General features: G+C 40.6%; 13 protein-coding genes, 1 pseudogene and 1 riboswitch. Of the genes and pseudogenes, 13 read left to right on the top strand and 1 reads right to left on the bottom strand.

Annotated features, from left to right (window positions below; translation table 11 throughout):
• The first annotated feature begins 6 nt into the window (after positions 1-6).
• From hypF to ACFHWD_RS02255, 7 genes are all read left to right on the top strand, one after another.
• Entirely contained in the window at positions 7-2,313 is a 2,307-nt protein-coding gene (gene hypF / locus ACFHWD_RS02285; protein WP_378060073.1) for a carbamoyltransferase HypF, read from the top strand.
• 49 nt (positions 2,314-2,362) lie between these two features.
• Positions 2,363-2,569: a HypC/HybG/HupF family hydrogenase formation chaperone gene (locus tag ACFHWD_RS02280; RefSeq protein ID WP_150358016.1), complete on the top strand. Its 207-nt coding sequence runs from the start codon at positions 2,363-2,365 to the stop codon at positions 2,567-2,569.
• Complete coding sequence (gene hypD / locus ACFHWD_RS02275; protein WP_150358015.1) at positions 2,569-3,624, top strand: hydrogenase formation protein HypD; 1,056 nt, start codon at positions 2,569-2,571, stop codon at positions 3,622-3,624. Before ACFHWD_RS02280 ends, hypD begins: the two co-directional genes overlap by 1 nt.
• A complete protein-coding gene (gene hypE / locus ACFHWD_RS02270) occupies positions 3,617-4,621 on the top strand; it encodes a hydrogenase expression/formation protein HypE (RefSeq protein WP_150358014.1) in 1,005 nt (334 codons plus the stop codon). Before hypD ends, hypE begins: the two co-directional genes overlap by 8 nt.
• A gap of 450 nt (positions 4,622-5,071) precedes the next feature.
• A riboswitch (guanidine-I (ykkC/yxkD leader) is annotated at positions 5,072-5,167 on the top strand.
• 160 nt (positions 5,168-5,327) lie between these two features.
• Positions 5,328-6,017 (top strand): radical SAM protein, encoded by a 690-nt coding sequence (locus ACFHWD_RS02265; protein WP_179977802.1) that lies wholly within the window; start codon positions 5,328-5,330, stop codon positions 6,015-6,017.
• 120 nt (positions 6,018-6,137) lie between these two features.
• Entirely contained in the window at positions 6,138-6,617 is a 480-nt protein-coding gene (locus ACFHWD_RS02260) for a MarR family transcriptional regulator (protein WP_150359065.1), read from the top strand.
• Between the two features lie 266 nt (positions 6,618-6,883).
• Positions 6,884-7,462: an NAD(P)H-dependent oxidoreductase gene (locus tag ACFHWD_RS02255; RefSeq protein WP_179978315.1), complete on the top strand. Its 579-nt coding sequence runs from the start codon at positions 6,884-6,886 to the stop codon at positions 7,460-7,462.
• Positions 7,463-7,714: 252 nt separating this feature from the next.
• On the opposite strand, the gene ACFHWD_RS02250 is transcribed toward ACFHWD_RS02255, so the two are convergent.
• Complete coding sequence (locus ACFHWD_RS02250; RefSeq protein WP_179977801.1) at positions 7,715-8,281, bottom strand: hypothetical protein; 567 nt, start codon at positions 8,279-8,281, stop codon at positions 7,715-7,717.
• Positions 8,282-8,726: 445 nt separating this feature from the next.
• On the opposite strand from ACFHWD_RS02250, the pseudogene ACFHWD_RS02245 reads away from it, so the two are divergent.
• The 6 genes and pseudogenes from ACFHWD_RS02245 to ACFHWD_RS02220 form a co-directional block, all read left to right on the top strand.
• Positions 8,727-9,218: pseudogene (locus ACFHWD_RS02245) on the top strand (HAD-IC family P-type ATPase); the annotation flags it as partial.
• Between the two features lie 457 nt (positions 9,219-9,675).
• Positions 9,676-10,434 (top strand): SDR family NAD(P)-dependent oxidoreductase, encoded by a 759-nt coding sequence (locus tag ACFHWD_RS02240; protein ID WP_378060069.1) that lies wholly within the window; start codon positions 9,676-9,678, stop codon positions 10,432-10,434.
• A gap of 89 nt (positions 10,435-10,523) precedes the next feature.
• On the top strand, positions 10,524-11,291 hold the full coding sequence (locus ACFHWD_RS02235) for an EFR1 family ferrodoxin (RefSeq protein WP_179977799.1): 768 nt from the start codon (positions 10,524-10,526) through the stop codon (positions 11,289-11,291).
• A gap of 307 nt (positions 11,292-11,598) precedes the next feature.
• Entirely contained in the window at positions 11,599-13,080 is a 1,482-nt protein-coding gene (locus ACFHWD_RS02230; protein WP_378060067.1) for a B12-binding domain-containing radical SAM protein, read from the top strand.
• Positions 13,081-13,394: 314 nt separating this feature from the next.
• On the top strand, positions 13,395-15,884 hold the full coding sequence (locus ACFHWD_RS02225; protein WP_378060065.1) for an MMPL family transporter: 2,490 nt from the start codon (positions 13,395-13,397) through the stop codon (positions 15,882-15,884).
• Positions 15,874-19,425, top strand: a complete 3,552-nt coding sequence (locus ACFHWD_RS02220; protein WP_378060063.1) for a GLUG motif-containing protein — start codon at positions 15,874-15,876, stop codon at positions 19,423-19,425. The genes ACFHWD_RS02225 and ACFHWD_RS02220 overlap by 11 nt, the downstream gene beginning before the upstream one ends.
• The last annotated feature ends 31 nt before the right edge of the window (positions 19,426-19,456 follow it).

Here is a 19,456-nt window from a genome sequence, read left to right as displayed (position 1 = left end):
GAATTGATGAAAATGTCTTCTCTGATCATCAGGATTTACGGTATTGTCCAGGGTGTGGGCTTCCGGCCGTTTGTCAGCAGAATTGCCCACCGGTTCGGCATCAAGGGAAGTGTGGCCAACAAGGGATCTTACGTGGAAGTGCATGTACAGGGAACGGACAAAGCACTTCATGCGTTTTTGAAAGTGCTTAAAAACGAACCTCCTGAGAGATCGACGATTTTAAAGATAGATTTAAACAAGACTGACGAAAAGACTGCGGAGAGCTTTGAAATTATTGAAAGCGAAAAAGAGGTTGGAGATATTTTTGTTTCACCGGACATTGCCACATGCGACAAGTGTAAACAGGAGCTTTTTGACAGAAACAATCGGCGTTATCTGCACCCTTTTATCAATTGTACTGCCTGCGGCCCGAGGCTGACTATTCTCGATTCCATGCCCTATGATCGTGTCCGCACAAGCATGGGAGAATTCCCGATGTGCCCTGCCTGCAAATATGAATACACCCATGCCGAAACCAGAAGGTACGATGCACAGCCAGTTTGCTGCAACGACTGCGGTCCTCAGGTGTATCTGCTTGAACGTTCGGAGCGTGGTGCGGATGCGATTACCTATACAAGACGTGCCATAATGGATGGAAAAATTGCGGCGGTCAAGGGAATTGGTGGTTTTCACCTCTGCTGTGACGCATCGAATGAAAGAGCCGTCAACCGTCTGCGTGCACTAAAAAGTAGACCTATAAAGCCGTTTGCGGTTATGCTGCATGATCTGAACACAGTAAAACGCGAGTGTATGATTCTCCCTGGGCAGGAGAAAATATTGAACGGTCCCCAAAAGCCCATCATCCTTCTGAGAAAGAAGCCAGTCAGCCGTCTTTGCGATCAGATTGCGCCAGATAACCCGATGGTTGGAGTTATGCTGCCCTATGCGCCAATACAGATGCTGCTCTTTACTTATAATGACGATGTTCAAATGACGGACTGCCTGGTAATGACGAGCGGAAACGTATCGGGTGCGCCGATTTGCAAAAGTGATGAGGATGTCTTACACGAAATCTCAGGATTCTGCGATGTGGTTTTGTCGCACGATCGGAAAATCCGCTTGAGAGCCGACGATTCTGTCATGGATTTTTTTCAGGGAAAACCCTATATGATTCGGAGGTCACGCGGATACTCACCGCTGCCATTTATGCTCTCAAGTGATTTTCACGGACAGGTCCTTGGTATTGGCGGCGAGCTGAAAAATGCGTTTTGCATTGGGAAAAATAGACTGTTTTATCCGTCCCCCTATGTTGGAGATATGGCGGACATACGCACCGTCTGTGCCCTGCGCGAATCTGTTGAAAGAATGGAAACTCTGCTTGAAGCAAAGCCGCAGATTGTGGCGTGCGATATGCACCCGAGATACAACACAACGGCTATTGCGGGAGAACTTGGCCTACCGATCATGAAGATACAGCATCATTACGCTCATATTGTTTCGTGTATGGCGGAAAACGATTATGCAGATGATGTGATCGGAGTCTCTTTTGACGGCACTGGCTATGGGGCTGACGGAACCATCTGGGGAGGCGAGTTTTTAAAATCGTCTTACGGCGGATTCGAACGGCTCGGCAGTATCCGTCCGTTTTTGCAGATTGGTGGTGATGTCTCGGCTCAGGAGGGATGGCGTATTGCCGTTTCGATGCTTTACGCTCTATATCAAGATAAGGCAGCTGATGTTATCTCCGCGCTGGGCCTATGCAGCCCAAAGGTAATGCGTGTGCAGATGATGATGGCGGATAAGAAGCTCAACAGTGTCCTTTCCACCAGTGCTGGACGGCTTTTCGACGCGGTCAGCGCCATTCTCGGCATAAGGGGAATTTCAACATTTGAGGGTGAGGCATCAATGGCGCTCCAGTTTGCCGCCGAGACTTACTGTGAACAGTATCCGGATACCTCGGAAAAAGTTTCCGGCGCCGTCCATCGAATGTTGATTTCCGTAAAAAACAGGTTTGTGCTTTGCACGGATGAACTGGTGAAATATCTGACGGATTTGGTGCTTTCGGGTGAAGACACACAAGAGCTCGCCTATACGTTCCATGTTGCCTTGGCGGAAATGATTACGGCAGGTTGTGAAAAGGCCCGGGATATAACAGGGCTTGATGTGTGTGCGCTCAGCGGCGGCGTTTTCCAGAACCGGCTCCTCACTGGAATGTGTACTTCACGGCTGCGGGAACATGGATTTACTGTGTTGCTTCACAGTCTTATCCCTCCGAACGACGGCGGGATCGCGCTCGGTCAGGCAGTTGCCGCCATGTACCATCTAAATCAATAAAACCATGTATTTAAATGAATTATATTATCAAATATTGGAGGTATGAATTATGTGTGTAGGAATATCAGCAAAGGTTGTCAACATCGATGAAGACACGGCGGTTATTGACATGTCCGGGGCCAAAAGGAAGGTATCGGTAGATCTGATGGAGGATCTCGAACCCGGTGATTATGTTATGGTTCATGCAGGAATGGCTATTGCCAAAATTACTGACAGCGATGCTGATGAAACTAGTAAAATTATGGAGACGCTTTAATGGGAAATCGTAATGCATCCGCAAAGGAAATTATTGAATCTTATAATGGCCGGCATCTTCGCATTATGGAAGTATGCGGCACGCATACCCATGAAATTTTCAGACTGGGAATCCGGAAAATCCTGCCCGAAGCCGTTGAACTGATCTCCGGCCCCGGGTGTCCGGTCTGTGTTACGCCGGTTGGATTTATCGACGAGGCCGTCATGCTCGCACTTGATCATGGTGCGGTTATCTGTACTTTTGGCGATCTAATCCGCATTCCCGGATCAAAGGTAAGTCTAGCCGGCGCCAGGCCGAAGGGTGCGGCTATTAAGATGGTATATTCTCCGCTGGATGCCGTTGAATACGCTGGGAAAAACCCGGATAAAAATGTTGTTTTTCTTGCAGTGGGATTTGAAACTACAGTGCCGGCAGCGTGTCTCGCTGTCAAAAAAGCTAAAATGGCGGGCCTCAAAAATTTCACTATCCTCGGTGCCAACAAGACGATGCCAAATGCTTACAAAGTACTGAAGAACAGTGCTGACGCATTCCTCTATCCGGGACACGTCAACGCTATTGCCGGAACGTATGTCTGTGAACAACTTGTTAAAAAGGGAATCTCCGGTGTCGTGACGGGTTTTACTGCGGACGAGCTTCTTACCGCACTTGCTGTTGTGATCAAGTTGAGTCAGAAAGGAAAGCCATTTTTCCGGAACTGTTATCCGCGGGTGGTGAAGCCCGAAGGCAATGTACTTGCGCAAAAGCTTATAAAAGAAGTCATGGAGCCCTGCGATGCCGAATGGCGTGGGCTTGGAATGATAGAAGGTTCCGGTCTTAAACTTCGAGATGTGTATGGTGGTTTTGATGCAAGGCTTCGGTTCAGTCTACCGAAGATCACTGGCAGGAGCAGCCCCGCATGCCGCTGCGGCGATGTACTTCAGGGAAAATGCAGGCCATCAGACTGCAAAGCGTTTGGGACTGGCTGCACACCGCAGCATCCAGTGGGTGCTTGCATGGTGTCCAACGAGGGTGCATGCTCAGCCTATTATCAGTATGGAGGAGATTTAAATGTATAAAACGGTTATGCTAGCTCACGGTGCAGGCGGAAAGCAGACGTCAGAGCTGATTGATCAGATATTTAAGGTTCATTTTTCTAATCCGGATTTAACTGCAGATGACGCGGCGGTCCTGCCAATAGAATCAGGGAAGATTGCATTTACTACGGACGGTTTTATCGTTTCACCCTATGAGTTTCCAGGTGGGAACATCGGAAAACTCAGTATATGCGGAACAGTCAACGATTTGTCCTGCATGGGCGCAAAACCGCTTTACCTATCCTGTGCCTTTGTAATTGAAGAGGGATTTCCGATGGAAAAACTGGAGCAAATTGCGGAGGCGATGGAAAAGACGGCGAAGGAAGCCGGCGTGAAGATTGTGGCCGGCGATACCAAGGTGACGGGAAAAGGTCAGGTGGACAATATTTTTATTACCACTACCGGAATTGGTCGGATATTGGCGGGTGCGAATCCTTCAGGAAAGCTGGCCCGGCAGGGTGACGCCGTTATCGTAACCGGTGATATAGGGCGGCACGGTTGTGCAATTCTGCTTGCCAGGGATGAGTTCGGCATTGATGCAAACATCACAAGTGATTGCGCTCCTCTGTGGGATACGGTTAAACAAATGTTCAATACCACTAAGAATATTCATGTTATCCGTGACGCCACACGAGGTGGTGTCGGTACAGTGCTGTATGAGATCGCAGGACAGAGTGGTGTTGGAATACGCCTGGATGCTGAAAAGATCCCGGTTGCCGGAGAGGTGTCCGGTATCTGCGGCATGCTTGGGCTGGAACCTCTGTATCTGGCCTGCGAGGGCAGGCTTGTAGTATTTGTACCAAAGGAAGAGGCTCTGTCGGTCATTGAGACACTTCACGGTTGCCCTTATTCGAAGAATGCCGCAATTATCGGTGAGGTTACCTCTGATATGCCCGGCAAGGTAATTATGAAAACAGCCATTGGTTCACAGACGCTTCTGCCTCAGCCAGGTGGAGAACTACTGCCTCGCATTTGTTGACATAATATTAAATGAATATTTTCTTGCAAGGCTTATCAGCAATCGAGTAGGAAGCTGCCCATTCGTTGAGCAGCCGCCTCTCACACAATCCGTGCGTACTGTTTAGTACAGGGTTGTTCAATTCCATCCACGGATGTAAACCTTCATGTTCTCCGTAACTTTATGCACTTCCTGCGCTGATCACCTTGTTTTTCTGGGCATTCATCTCGAGCTTCAGCTCTAAGCCGGTACGAAGAGTAGAAATATCAAAAGATAACGTGAAGAAAAGATAGTTTTAGGAATATCAATAAGTATGTTATGAAAATATAATTTTAAGTAATATGAAAGAAAATGGTTTATATATGAGATACTGAGAGTCATAGAAGAAAAAATATTGACTTGATTTAAATCAACTATTATGCTAAATTAAATTTATAAGTTGCAACTTATAGGTTACAAGAGATTTTATATATTTGAGTTTTCTAGGGTTCCGCAGTTTGCAGCTGGCTGGTCCGAGAGAGAACGCACATTTAGTTGTGTACACGGAAGGATAAAAGCCCGGGAGATATTTTTATAATATTTCCTTAGGGTTTTTTATTTTCTTTTTAATAAGCCATAAAATATTATCTATATAATTTAAAAATAGTAAAAATAAGTATAGTTTTACTCAAATCTTAATATTAACAATAAAGAAGTATCAATAAATTAATTTGAGGGGGATAAGGTAATGGGTGATTTTAGCTATAAAGATATTTATGTTGAAGATGGAAAAAGAGTACTGGAAATTAACATACTTCCAGAAAAGTACTGCAACTTTGACTGCATATTTTGTCCTATTGGAAGATCGAAAAATAAGGTAGATACCCAAAAGTCATTTAATAAAATAGAAAGTTCATTGATTGAACTAGAAAGCATAATAGAAAATACAAAACCAGAATTAATTTTTATTAACTCAAAAGGAGAAGCCTTAGTAAATGACAAAATCGATGATATTATTAACTTTATTAAAGGCAAAGGTCTATCTGTAAGGCTGTTTTCTAATGGATATTTATTAGGTAGAGATGAATATATGAAAATTGCCAATAAATGTGATGAAGTTGTTGGAGAACTAAAAATAATAACAGAAGAGGGCTTCCAAAAAATCCAAAGACCTATTGAAGGGTATACATTAGCAAAATATATTTCAAATATGATTGCTTTTAATAAACAATACAAAGGAAAGTTTATATTTGAAATTACTATCATTAAGGGTTATAACGATGATGAAGAATCAATTCAGAGGATAAAAAATATTATCAATAAAATATCTCCTCACAAGATAATTATTGCCAGAATGGAAGATGAAAGATTCAGAAAAAAACTTGGTATAACTGATGAAAGATTTGAAAAAATTTCAAATGCATTACTAAATATTTAGTAATGCTAATACGTTGATTGATGTAGTTTAATTCTTAGAATAATTATTTTAACATTGTTGAAATAGAAACAAAAATTTAATATAATATTGTTAATACATCAACAGATAGGAGGACAGGCCATGGACAAAGAAGAACAGGCCATGATGGGTTTATGGAATATATTTAAAAAAAGAATGTGGCTTGATAGCTTTAAGATGAAAGACAGGCTTAAGGGTTATAATCCTTCTGAAATACATTGTATTGCTTATATCGGAAAAGATGAAGATTCCAATGTGACAAAGCTGGCGGAGTCCTTTGACATGACCAGAGGTGCTATAAGCAAACTAACTAAGAAGCTCGTAAAAAAAGGGCTTATAGAAAGCTATCAGAAGCCGAATAACAATAAAGAAGTCTATTTTAAACCCACCGAGCAAGGAAAAGCAATTTATAATATCCATGAGGAAATGCACAAAGAGTTTAAGGATAGAGATCAACCTTTTTTTGAACAAGTAACCGAGAAACAGCTTGATGTTATACTCGACTTTGCGGAAAAGTATAATATACATTTGGATACGGAAATAAAGAAACTAGGTGTAGATATAAAATTTGATAAACTATAGTTATACAGAGTCCCATTGAAATACATTAAGAAATACGAAATCACTGGCATCCCACCCTCATTGAGGATGGGATGCATTTTTGTGCGCCTTTAAATCCGTGAGCCTTATTGTTTCCTTTTTAATATTAATGTTGACAAGGAAACAATAAAATGATAAAATGATTACGTTGACAAGGAAACAAAAATGCCATTATGAGAGGAGATCGTACAATGAACAAATCTGCAGAACAAAGGAGAAACAAATCTTATATGCAAAGAGGAAAAAGAATGAATATCATCGGAATTATCGCAAGTCAGCGTGAAGAAGGCAATACTACATTTATTGTAAACAAAATACTCGAAGGTGCGAAGAAACAGGGCGCCGAAACGAGTACCTTCAGTTTTAGCAATCTTAATATCAAACCATGCCGTGGTTGTTGGGCCTGCCACAAGGGCGATCAGGGTTGTGTTATCAAGGACGACATGCAGAAAATTTATGACGCACTTGAGCATGCCGATGCCATTGTTTTAGGCTTACCGATTTACATGGGGCAGATGAGTGCCCAAGGTAAGATATTCACCGACAGGCTGTTTGCACGATTTTCTCCGCGATTCTCCCCGTTTTTCAAAGAAAATGCTGTGAAACAAAAATTGATTCTTTCGTTTAATCAAGGGAATCCTGATGCCGACCTGTTCAAATCGTATATTGATTACACGAAACACATGTTTGAGGTACTGGAATTTGATGTGAAAGAAGTACCTGTTATTACTGGTTTGCGGAATGGGCCGGCGTGTGAAAGAGAAGATCTGCATACGGGCCTAAAGGATTTCGGTTCAGCGTTGGTTTTGGAAGGGTGCCAGAAATAATATAGGGGGAACACGATAATGCAGGAAGAAAATAAGAACGGCAAGCACCGCATATTTGCCTTAGTCATGCTTTTGTTCGGCACGTTTATGGACATATTGGATACCATTAATTGTACTGAACCTTTTCCAGTTTAAGAGCTTTATCGGAGGGATATCGGTATTCATCTTATTCAATGTTGCCATGGGTGGCTATTTTCTCGCAGCCAACACAGTTTTTGTTGTCCAGCCGTTTGGTGTAGCGAATGTTTGTAATTAAACCCTCAAATCCCGTTTTTGATAAGACATGTAAGTTATAAAAGTAAGTAAACCTAAAATTAAGATTGACAGAAGCAGATATGTTGAGCTAAACCCACCACGTCCAAGAATAAGTTCCGCTTCATAATACTTGATAGGAGTGAACCATCTTAAGAAATCAAAGTCCCTGCTCATATCTGCAATTTTAGCAATCATGAGGAAAACAAGCACTACAACAATTGCAACAGGAGTAGAAATTTTTAGATTTTTCCCATAAGCTGCAATGGCAGACCCCATGAGTAAAAAGATCAGCTGAATAATAAACATCCCAGCCATGAGTTTTACAATTTCAGCAGCCAAACTGTCGCCATGATTAAAATAGCCTACCATAATAATGGAAAAAACAAGAGTAACCACATTAAACAAAAGAATATTGAGCAACCCGACCAGTTCGTTCAATGATTGATTCGAACTGTATTCCGCTCCGAACTTCCACATGCTGGCTGCGATTATATAGAAAATGCAAATACACCAAATCAAAAGAGATTTCCGGTGCGCTTTCAGCTCTCTTAAAAGTAAGTTCATCTATAAGACCTCCTAAACTAAATTTGGTTCATCATGCAGCATGGATATCCTTTTTTCGATAAAACGTATGGGATAGAAATATATTGATCACAATAAGAATTAATGTCATCACTACGAATGGCATCTCATATGCCGTATGCTGTATCAGATAATCGGTGCTGAAATATTTGATGGGGACAAGATAACGCACCGAATATCCGCCCATGATCGGTTTAAAAATATCATAAGTGATTTCACTTGCCAGTGAGGTGGCTGCCGAAACCGCAATTCCGGACTTCATTTGTGTGAAAACAGTCGCGACCAGCGCTCCAAACGTCATGAAAATCAGTTGCACAAAAAACAAGGAGAAGATTATGAGCAGCAGTTTGGTTATGTTAACAGGGGCGGAAGACATCATAAAGGACATAATCATTGAAATTATGGTGCAAATCAAATTGGCGTTAAGAAAAAAATAATGCTTACTGGAGATTTAGAAGCTGTTGGCAATAAAATTGGAAGGCAATTGGGCCTGGATGAAGTTTATTCAGAGTTGTTACCAGCTGATAAAGTAGATAAGATTGAATCTTTAGAGATGAAAAAATCTCCTAAAGGAAAGATTGTATTTGTTGGAGATGGAATAAATGATGCACCAGTACTTGCAAGAGCAGATATAGGTATTGCAATGGGTGGGCTTGGATCAGATGCTGCCATTGAAGCTGCAGATATTGTGATCATGACTGATGAGCCATCTAAGGTAGCATCTGCAATAAGAATTGCAAGAAGAACTCAGGGTATAGTATATCAAAATGTAGTATTTGCATTAGGGATCAAAGCAATATTTCTCGTATTAGGTGCATTGGGAATAGCTTCAATGTGGGAAGCTGTATTTGGAGATATGGGAGTTGCGTTGATTGCAATCTTTAACTCAATAAGAGCAATAAATACAAAAAACTTATAGAAGATTTTATCGAAGGCTTTCGTCGAGAGCAGCTCAAACATAGTACCAGAAAAGGTGTCTAAGGTTTGTTTTGCTCCTTTCGTTACTTTTTTCGTAATATCATATTTCATAAATATACCTTTTTGCAGATTTCATGATTTTGTCTAAATTTGGGCAAAAGCGTATTTTTGATTCTTGATAATATTTGTATCTTAGTCTACAATGAAGTACAAAAGCTTGCAATTGTCTATTATTTTTCAATTGAAAATTATTCACAAGTTTATATGCAGCCTGACCTTGCGGGAGAAATCCTGAAGGTACGAGAAAACGGATCGAAGACTTTCATGTACCATACAGGATGCTATTGGTTACGCGACCGAGGAGTTGTGAAGAGCTTCAAACTAGAAAATTTTACAATGTAAATGTAGCGGCACAAACCGGAAAAGTAAAATTATAAAAACAGAAAGGAGTCACCACGATGTCTATTGCAGTTATAACTGGTTCGTCCTCTGGACTTGGCAGGGAATATGTCGACGTAGTAGTCAACGAATTTCCCGAAGTAGATGAAATATGGATGGTTGCTCGCAGATTGGAACGTCTTAATGAAATTGCAAAGCAGTACCCACAGAAAAAATGCAAAGCCATTGGACTTGACCTCTCAAAGGATGAAAGTTACAAAACACTCGGTAGAATTCTGGAGGAAAACAAACCCGACATCAAACTGCTCATCAGCAATTCCGGTGTTGTCACACGCGGCAATTTTGATGAAGCAGATCTAAAAAGCCAAATAGCTATGTGTGATCTAAATGTTAAAGGCTCTACAGCAGTAACCCATCTTTGCCTGCCCTATATGAAAAAGGGCAGCATCATTCTGGAAACTTGTTCAACTTCAGCATTTGCACCAAATCCGCATTTAAATGTCTATAGTGCAACAAAAGCTTATTTAATGAACTTTTGCACAGGTTTACGACAGGAATTGAAGCCGCGCGGTATCAATGTTTGTGCAGTTCACCCAGGCTGGATGAACACTGAAATGAATGTTGGCGCAAGAAACACAAGTCATACTGGTGTCTCTAATTTTTTACCGGAAGTGAATGTTAAAAAACTTGCGTCGAAATCACTGGCAGCAGCAAAGAAGGGAAAGGCTTCCTATACGCAAGGTGCTTTTTATAAATTTTACCACTTACTGGCCAAAGTTCTGCCTCATACCCTAATCGTGAAATTTTCAGCAATGTAATTATCATTGAATAGCTGCAGATATGGTTTCCCTGATTGAATAATTTCATCATTTTGGTGCTATATTAAGGAAATAAGGAGGGTAAAAATATGATCTTTTATTTTTCAGCAACGGGAAACTGCAAATATGTCGCTTTGAAAATTGCGGCAGAAACGAAGGAGGAACCCGTTGCAATCACTGATTGTGTAAAAAAACAGGAATTCATATTTGAGGTAAAGGATAAAGAAAGAATCGGTTTTATAACACCCACCTATTTCTGGGGCTTGCCTTCCATTGTATGTGAGTTCCTTAAAAAACTGGAATTGCGTATGCTGAATTTGCACCATCCCTACATCTATCATGTTGCAACATTCGGAACCACAACCGGACAGACCGGTCATATGGTTGATGGGTTTCTGAGAAAAAAAGGATTGTCCTTAGACGGAAAATTTAGTGTGCAGATGCCTGATACGTGGACTCCTATCTTTGATCTTACTGATAGAGAGAAAATAGAGAAAATCAATTATGAAGCCGAGAAGCAGATTGCGGATGCGACCCAAAAGATCAAACAGAATGTTATTGGAGATTTCAGCCGTCGAAAGATGCCTATGGTCGCAGTTAAATTATTTTACCCGCAATATGAGAAGCAGCGTCAGACAAAATATTTTTCAGTTGAGCATAGCTGTATCGGGTGTGGGCTATGTGCGAAAAAATGCCCGGTTACGGCTATTGAAATGAAGGAGGGAAGGCCGGTATGGGTCAAGGAAAAGTGTACCCTTTGTCTTGGGTGCTTACACCGCTGCCCAAAGTTTGCGATCCAATATGGAAACAAAACTAAAAATCACGGTCAGTATGTTAATCCAAATGTAAAGATGTAAGGTGGGATTAATACTGGCATTTTCAAAATATACTATGATATCAATAGATTTTGTTTGCTTTGAGATAGTCTGGTACAATTAGGCCAAAACTTAATTAAGTTGAATATTGCATGGTTCTAAACAGAAAAGTATAATAAATATATGTATATAAGTAAATAACAGATCAATAAATAATTCACTAGCATAAAATGGTAAAATGATGAAACATTTTTTAAAATATGTGTAATAGTTATTGATGCTGGCTTGGTCTGCTATCTAGTGAGAAGAGAATATGTCCATAATATTTAGCGAAAGACAGGTGATATTTATGAAGATACTATTGGCTTATCCGAAGTCGCCGGAAACATTCTGGGGTTTCAATCATGCACTTAAATTTATATCCAAAAAAGCAGCGTTTCCCCCCCTGGGACTGATAACTGTTGCTGCAATGCTTCCTGCTGCCTGGGATAAGAAACTAATTGATATGAATGTCAAAACGATCAAGGACGATGATATTAAATGGGCGGATTTTGTTTTTATAAGTGCAATGGTTATACAAAAGCAATCCGCAAGGGAGTTAATAAGCAGATGCAAAAAACTCGGAGTTAAAACTGTAGCAGGTGGACCTCTTTTTACCAGCGAATATCAGGATTTTGATGATGTTGATCATTTAGTATTAGGTGAAGGAGAATTGACTATTCCAGAATTTCTTCGTGATCTGGATAACAATTGCCCGAAGCATATATATACAACTAATGAATGGGCTGATCTGACACAAACTCCAGCTCCGCTGTGGAATCTTATTGATATGAGTAATTATTCAACTCTAAACATCCAATACTCACGAGGATGTCCGTTTAATTGTGAATTCTGTAATATCACAACACTTTTCGGACGAATTCCAAGAACTAAACCGGTTAGACATCTTATCAGTGAGCTTGATGCCATATATGAAATGGGATGGAAAGGTTCAATTTTCTTTGTTGATGATAATTTCATAGGCAATCGCAAAAAGCTTAAGGAGGAAGTTTTACCAGCTCTTATAGAATGGCTGGAGCAAAGGGATTATCCATTCAGTTTTTTTACGGAAGTCTCTATAAATCTGTCTGATGACGACGAACTTATGAACTTAATGGTTAGAGCTGGATTTAAAACAGTTTTCATAGGAATAGAAACAGTAAGTGAAGAAAGCCTGACTGAATGCAACAAACTTCAGAATAAAAACCGCAATCTGGAGGAATGCGTGAAAAAAATACAGCGTAACGGTCTTCAGGTACAGGGAGGATTTATTATAGGCTTTGATAGCGACAACAAGACTATATTTAAAAAAATGATCAAGTTTATTCAGGACACAGGTATTGTAACAGCTATGGTAGGTTTATTGAATGCACCAAGAGGAACATTACTTTACAAAAGGCTGAAAAAAGAAGGAAGAATTGAAGAAGGATTTTCTGGCAACAACACAAGCTTATCAATTAATTTTAAGCCCACAATGAATCTCAAAGAATTAATTAGTGGTTACAAGTATGTTGTCAGTACGCTATACTCACCAAAACATTATTACGAACGTGTTACTAATTTTCTAAATGAATTTCGTCCAAGTAACTTTGGCAAGCGGCACATTGGCTTAAGCGAGATAGAGGCATTTCTTAAAGCAAATGTTTACCTTGGTTTATTTGGAAAAGAAAGGAAATATTACTGGAAGCTGTTTTTTGGATGCATGTTCAAGCGGCCCAAAGTATTCGACTTGGCAATTACCTTTGCTATTTATGGATATCATTTTAGGAAGATATTTGAAGAGTATACATAATTTAAAATTATAAAAACAGCATTTAATTTATATGTGGAAAAGTATTTGAATCTCTTGATGCGTTAAAATAGCAACTTGTAGATTATGTTAATTGGCTCGATAATCGCAGAATTCATTCATTTTGTATATATTGTTTCATAATTTTGCGGATTAATCTAATTTGTCTAAATATAGACAAAATCTTTTATTTGATTCTTGATAAAATTTGTGTCTACTTCTATTATTAAAAGGAGTAGGCTATTGTCTATAAATTTGCAAACGCATGAAAAACAATTACTTTTTTATTGATGAAAGTAGGAAATTGGAAATAAAGAATGAGACATGAGGATATTACAATGGAAAATAAATCACAAGATAATAATATTATGAAGAAAATTTCAACATTTATTGTCGATAAACGGCAGGGCTTTTTTCTGTTGTTTATTGTTGCCATAATCTACTGCATTATTTCAATTCCCAAAGTCTCAATCAACAATGATATCACTACCTACTTACCGGCTAATTCGGAAACACGTCTTGGCCTGAACGTAATGCACAAAGAATTTACTACATTTGGTACAGCCAGCGTAATGGTAGCCAATATCAGTTATGACCAGGCGGAAGAAATCAGCAAAAAGATAAAGGAAATCAAAGGGGTTTCTTCTGTTGATTTCGATAACAGCAGCAAGCATTTCAAATCGGCATCTGCCCTGTTTGATATTACATTTGATGGACAGGAAAAGGATAAAGTAAGCATTGATGCCATGTCCGAGATTAGGAGAATGCTTTCAGGATATGATTTTTACGTATCGAGTACTGTGGGTGTAGATAATGCGAAAATCCTGGCAAAGGAAATGACCTCTATACTTGTGATTGCGGTTATAATCATTTTGGGGGTTTTGCTGTTTACCTCCAAGACATATATGGAAATTCCTGTTCTATTAATTGTATTTGCTGTTGCAGCTGTTCTGAATATGGGAACCAATTATTTATTAGGCACAATATCTTTCATTACAAATGCTATAGCAATTGTGCTGCAATTGGCCCTTGCTATTGACTATGCCGTTGTTCTGTGCCACCGTTATACAGAAGAAAGAGAGACGAAAGAACCAAGGGAAGCCACCATTGCAGCGCTGAGCAAGGGTGCTATAGAAATTGGATCCAGCAGTCTCACGGCTATTGTAAGTTTAGCTGCTCTCATGTTTATGCAGTTCCGGCTCGGTTATGATATGGGAATTGTCATGATCAAGGCCATTGCATGCAGTCTTGTGAGCGTTCTTCTCTTAATGCCTGGTTTACTCATGCTTTTTCATAAAGGAATTGACAAAACCGGCCATCGGAACTTTGTGCCTGCAATAGATTTTATCGGAAAGCTGGCTAACAAGACGAGGTACGTTGTGCCTTTGTTGTTCATACCTCTTCTGATTACAACTTTTTATCTAAGCCGTCAGACTGAATTTGCCTTTGGTCAGAAGGACATCCCCACAATTAGACAAAACGAAACACAGATTGCTGATCAGAAAATAAAAGAGACTTTCGGGCAGCCGAATATCCTGGCAGTGGTTGTTCCTTCCGGAAATTATGAAAAAGAGGGAGAGCTGCTGAAGGCTCTGGGCAAAATAAAACATGTTACAGCAGTTACGGGTCTTGGGAATATAAAAGTAGGCGATTATGTGCTGACGGATAAGATGACTCCGAGAATGTTTGCTGAACTTACAAATATGGACATTAATGATACAAGGCTGCTTTATGCAGCTTATAGCCTCGAGCATGAAGAATACGGGTATCTGGTAAACGAGTTTAACAATCGGAGTGTAACACTTTATGAAATGTTCATGTATGCATATCAAAAGGTTCAGGAAGGCTATGTGACACTGCCTTCCGATACAAGAGAAAATTTAGACGAAATCCATAAGCAGCTTGTAATGGCGACAAAGCAACTGCAGGGGAAAAATTATTCTCGAATGGTTATTAAGCTGGATCTGCCGGAAGACAGTAAGGAAACCTTTGAGTATCTGCCGACTGTACGGAAGGTGGTATCGGAATTTTACAAGGAAAATACTTTTCTCGTAGGAGAGTCAATTAATAATCATGATCTGGCAACCTCATTTGAAGTTGACGATATAGTTATATCTGTATTGACTCTACTGTTTGTTGTGTTTGTCTTGCTGTTTACATTCAAATCCGCAGGATTACCCATACTTTTGGTTACTACGATTCAGGGAAGCATTTGGATTAATTTTGCGATCCAGGCATTATCCCATAACCGTGTTCATTTTATAAGCTATTTGATTGTTTCAGCGATTCAAATGGGGGCCACCATCAACTATGCTATTTTTATAACAAACAGATATCTTGTGGCAAAGAAGCGTATGTCGATTTCAGAAGCAATCAACGAGGCAGTCAATGGGGCTTTTCCGACGATTATGACGTCGGGTTCCATCCTCTCATCAACTGGAATTCTGATAGGCCTCCTCAGCTCGGATCCTGTTATCTCTGCCATAGGCAGCTGTCTTGGGAGGGGAACAATCATCTCCATTTTTCTTGTTTTATTTGTTCTGCCTCAGATACTGCTCCTCGGTGATATTATTATCGAAAAAACAAGATTCACACTGCAGGTGGATACTTATCAAAAAGTTCAAAGTGGCAATGTGCGTCTGAACGGGCATATTAGAGGCTATGTTTCAGGAACGATAAATGCCAACATCAAGGGAGACTTGAAAGGAAAAATTGATGCGGTGATTGACAGCCAAAATACATCAATAGAGCATATTGATGAAACCGAAAGCACAGCACAGGAGGAGAAAAAGCAGGATGAAACTTAAAAAGAGAATTGCAGCTTTACTGATAATTATTGCAATATTTATTAATATTGCCGGTATTCCTGCAATGGCAGCACAGGATGAAAAAGTTATCTATATAAATTCCGTAGAGGATCTTGTCAAACTCGGCAATGACTGTTCTTTGGATACATATTCGCAGGGGAAAACAGTATACCTGAAGCGTAACCTGGATATTTCCAACAGTAAATTTGCCGCCATTCCTACATTTGGAGGGACTTTCAATGGTGGCGGGCATACAATCAGCGGATTGAAGATTACAAAAGCAGGCTCTGTACAGGGCGTATTTCGATATATACAGAGCAGCGGCAAAGTTATTAATTTAAATGTATCGGGAATCATCCAGCCATCTGGAAGCAAGCAGGAATTGGGAGGAATTGCCGGGATCAATTACGGAGAAATACTGAAATGTTCTTTTTCAGGATCTATTGTGGGGAGCAAGTCTGTTGGAGGTATTGCGGGAGTGAATGAAACAATAGGAACAATCAAAGGCTGCAGCTCCTCAGCTACTGTTACATCGGATCGCTGGGCAGGCGGCATTACAGGTAAGAATTTAGGCTCCGTTTTTTATTCAACCAATAAAGGCAAAGTTAATGCAGTCTATACGCAAAAGCGTACTCCCAACACGACTGTCGATTCTAAGAACAGTAATTCTGATATTCTTCCAAAGTTTGGTGTGGGAACTGATGCTTCCAGAAATCAAACATCGGAAACTGGTACAGGTGATTTGCTGAATGAGCCGGGAAGTTATATGGATGCCGGCGGAATTGCTGGGCATTCTTCTGGAATAATACAGTATTGCAAAAACTCCGGGGAAATAGGTTATCCCCATGTGGGCTATAATGTAGGTGGTATTGCAGGCAGACAAAATGGTTATCTTACAAACAGCAGCAACCAGGGAGAAATCCAGGGCCGTAAAAATATAGGCGGTATTGTGGGGCAGATGGAGCCGAACCTTTCTCTTCAATATTCAGAGGATACCTTTCAAAAAGTAGGAAGCCACCTGCAGAAAATGTCAAGATTGTTTGACAACCTGCTGGACGATGTACACGGCAGCTCAAATTCCATATCGAATCAGATTACTGATACTATGAAAGCCATTGACAGTGCTTTAGCGACAACAAACACTCTTGCCCATCAGACAACCGACTTGATTTCGGAAGGTAGTGAGTCCATTAATAACTCAAGCGAGAGAATAACAAATTCCCTGGCAAAATCAGAGCAGGTTTTCGAACAGCTTGAAAATGCAGCGGACAACATGTCGGCTGCTGCGAAAAATGCTGCAGATGGATTTGAAAGCTTGCGGGGAAGCAGTTCCAAGGCAGCTGAGGCCATGGAGGATTTATCGGATGCTTTCGATAAATTTGGAGATGGTGCAGATAAGCTTCAGGATGCTTCGGATAAAGTTGTTGAAGCTTTTGATAAACTGATAGTAGCACCAAACGAGGACGAAAGAAAAGCTGCCCTGGAAGATCTGCAAAATGCTCTGGCTAGTGCTCAGTCTGCTTCTCAAGAGATGAATTCCGCCCTTCAGAATGCGGTGACTGCGCTACAAAAAATACGCGAAGAAGATCCTGAAGCTTATGATGAACTCAATCAGGCGCTTGCCGATTTGTCTTCCGGTACTGCGAAGCTCATTACAGCTTTTTCACAGATCAGTGCCGATTTGTCCGTTGTTATTAGCAATTCTTTACCATCAATCGATCTTGATGGTTTTGCAAGTGGGATGGCTTCTGCATTGGAGTCTTTTAATGAGGCGGTTGATAATGTGACCGAAGGTTTCGAGAAAATTAGTGGTGCTTTTAATGAAATGTATAAGGCAAGTAATGATCTTGGTGAAGGTCTTGGATCTTTTAAGGACGCATCAAACAACCTGTCTTCGGCACTTGCCAATTTAAGTGATGCCTCTGCAAAAATGGAGCAAATTATTTCAGAATTGACAGAAGAGCCGATTATTCAGCTTCCAGTTCCTGATGAATCCTATTCTGATCATCTGGATCAGCTTTATGACTCCCTTTCTGAAATAACCTCCGGCATTGAAACAATAAACAACCTTGCGGCAGATGCAGGCACTGCGGTAACAAATGATCTAAAAGCGATTACTGCGGAGATGAATAATATTGGTGAAGAATTAGCCAGCTCCAATGAACAAAAGGAGGATGCCAATCTTTTTCAGGACATTTCGGATAAAGAACTGGCCGATGCTAAGGAAGGAAAGGTTGCTTTCTCTGAAAACACCGGTGTTGTGAGCGGAGATGTTTCTGCAGGTGGGATAGCGGGTTCCATGTCAATATTTTATGAATTTGACCGAGAGAATGATGTTCTCAATCCTCAAACTACTGGAACAAAATCACTGAATTTCGCATACAAAACAAGAGCTGTCATTTATCAATCCTATAACAGAGGAGAGATTACTGCAAAAAAGAACTGCGCCGGCGGAATTGCAGGAGAAGCAGATTTAGGAACTGTATATGGCTGCCAGAATTATGGCAATATCAAAAGCACTGATGGAAATTATGCAGGAGGCATTGCTGGCAGTTCCTTGTCCACAGTTCGCCTTAGCTATGCTCTCTCGGAGATTTCCGGAAAAAGCTATGTTGGAGGAATTGCAGGTTCGGGAGAAAATATTGAAAACTGTTATGCTTTTGTTCGAATAAACAGTGACGGAGAATACCTGGGATCTATTGCGGGAGCTGGTGACGGAAACATTACTAATAACTATTTTGTTGGAAATCAGTGGAATGGGATTGACGGAATAAGCTATAGTGGAAAAGCAGTTCCTCAGGAATACAGTAATTTTATCATGGCAGAAGACATGCCGACTGAATTTAAAAATCTAAGACTCCGCTTTCTGGTGGACGGCAAGGAAATAGCCGTAATTCCATTCCATTATGGCGAAGCCATTTCCACCAAGATATTGCCTGAGATCAAACCAAAATCCGGGTATTCTGCGAAATGGCCTGATTATGATTACAGCAATTTGACTTTTAATGAGACATTTGAAGCAGAGTATGACCCTCTGGTTACTGCCATTGCCAGTAAGCAGACTCGAGGGAAACCTGCACGCCCAATTCTTATAGCGGAATCCTCTTTCGAGAAGGGCGCGGTTATTAACCTGTCAAAAGCAGAGACGAAAAGCAAAATGATTTCAGTAAATGATCAGAGTATCCTGGAGTCCTGGAAGGTGACGGTCAACGGCCTGCATGACGTAAGTGCAAGAGAAATCAAATTTCGATACCTTGTACCCGAAACAAGTGGTAAAATTCATATTTGGGTCAAAAAGGGTTCTAGTTGGGAAGAAGAAGCTTATAAAGCGGATGGCAGCTATCTCATTTTTACGATGGAACCACAGAGTGTGTTTACTGTTACGATGCAGCCAAATATTTTTCTGAAATATCTGGCTGTCTGGATAGCTTTAGCGAGTCTGCTTATCCTTATTGCTATATTTTTCCTGATGTATCGCAGAGGAAAATTGCTTCCAGTGCAGACTTATTTTAAAAAATTATTTAAAAAAATAAGGTCATAGCATTGCTATTTATTCTTACTCACTCAGACTA

Source organism: Clostridium sp. MT-14 (genome assembly GCF_042436595.1).
Lineage (GTDB): Bacteria > Bacillota > Clostridia > Clostridiales > Clostridiaceae > Clostridium_B > Clostridium_B aromativorans.
Note: the sequence above shows the minus strand (reverse complement) of the source record. Positions and strands in the feature narration are given on the sequence as shown.

Excerpts from the sequence above, each read along its gene's own strand:
- ACFHWD_RS02280 (WP_150358016.1), top strand. The coding sequence starts at position 2,363 with ATGTGTGTAGGAATATCAGCAAAGGTTGTCAACATCGATGAAGACACG.
- hypE (WP_150358014.1), top strand. The coding sequence starts at position 3,617 with ATGTATAAAACGGTTATGCTAGCTCACGGTGCAGGCGGAAAGCAGACG.
- ACFHWD_RS02220 (WP_378060063.1), top strand. The coding sequence starts at position 15,874 with ATGAAACTTAAAAAGAGAATTGCAGCTTTACTGATAATTATTGCAATA.
- ACFHWD_RS02265 (WP_179977802.1), top strand. The coding sequence starts at position 5,328 with ATGGGTGATTTTAGCTATAAAGATATTTATGTTGAAGATGGAAAAAGA.
- ACFHWD_RS02255 (WP_179978315.1), top strand. The coding sequence starts at position 6,884 with ATGAATATCATCGGAATTATCGCAAGTCAGCGTGAAGAAGGCAATACT.
- ACFHWD_RS02240 (WP_378060069.1), top strand. The coding sequence starts at position 9,676 with ATGTCTATTGCAGTTATAACTGGTTCGTCCTCTGGACTTGGCAGGGAA.
- ACFHWD_RS02250 (WP_179977801.1), bottom strand. The coding sequence starts at position 8,281 with ATGAACTTACTTTTAAGAGAGCTGAAAGCGCACCGGAAATCTCTTTTG.
- ACFHWD_RS02235 (WP_179977799.1), top strand. The coding sequence starts at position 10,524 with ATGATCTTTTATTTTTCAGCAACGGGAAACTGCAAATATGTCGCTTTG.
- hypD (WP_150358015.1), top strand. The coding sequence starts at position 2,569 with ATGGGAAATCGTAATGCATCCGCAAAGGAAATTATTGAATCTTATAAT.
- ACFHWD_RS02260 (WP_150359065.1), top strand. The coding sequence starts at position 6,138 with ATGGACAAAGAAGAACAGGCCATGATGGGTTTATGGAATATATTTAAA.
- hypF (WP_378060073.1), top strand. The coding sequence starts at position 7 with ATGAAAATGTCTTCTCTGATCATCAGGATTTACGGTATTGTCCAGGGT.
- ACFHWD_RS02225 (WP_378060065.1), top strand. The coding sequence starts at position 13,395 with ATGAGACATGAGGATATTACAATGGAAAATAAATCACAAGATAATAAT.
- ACFHWD_RS02230 (WP_378060067.1), top strand. The coding sequence starts at position 11,599 with ATGAAGATACTATTGGCTTATCCGAAGTCGCCGGAAACATTCTGGGGT.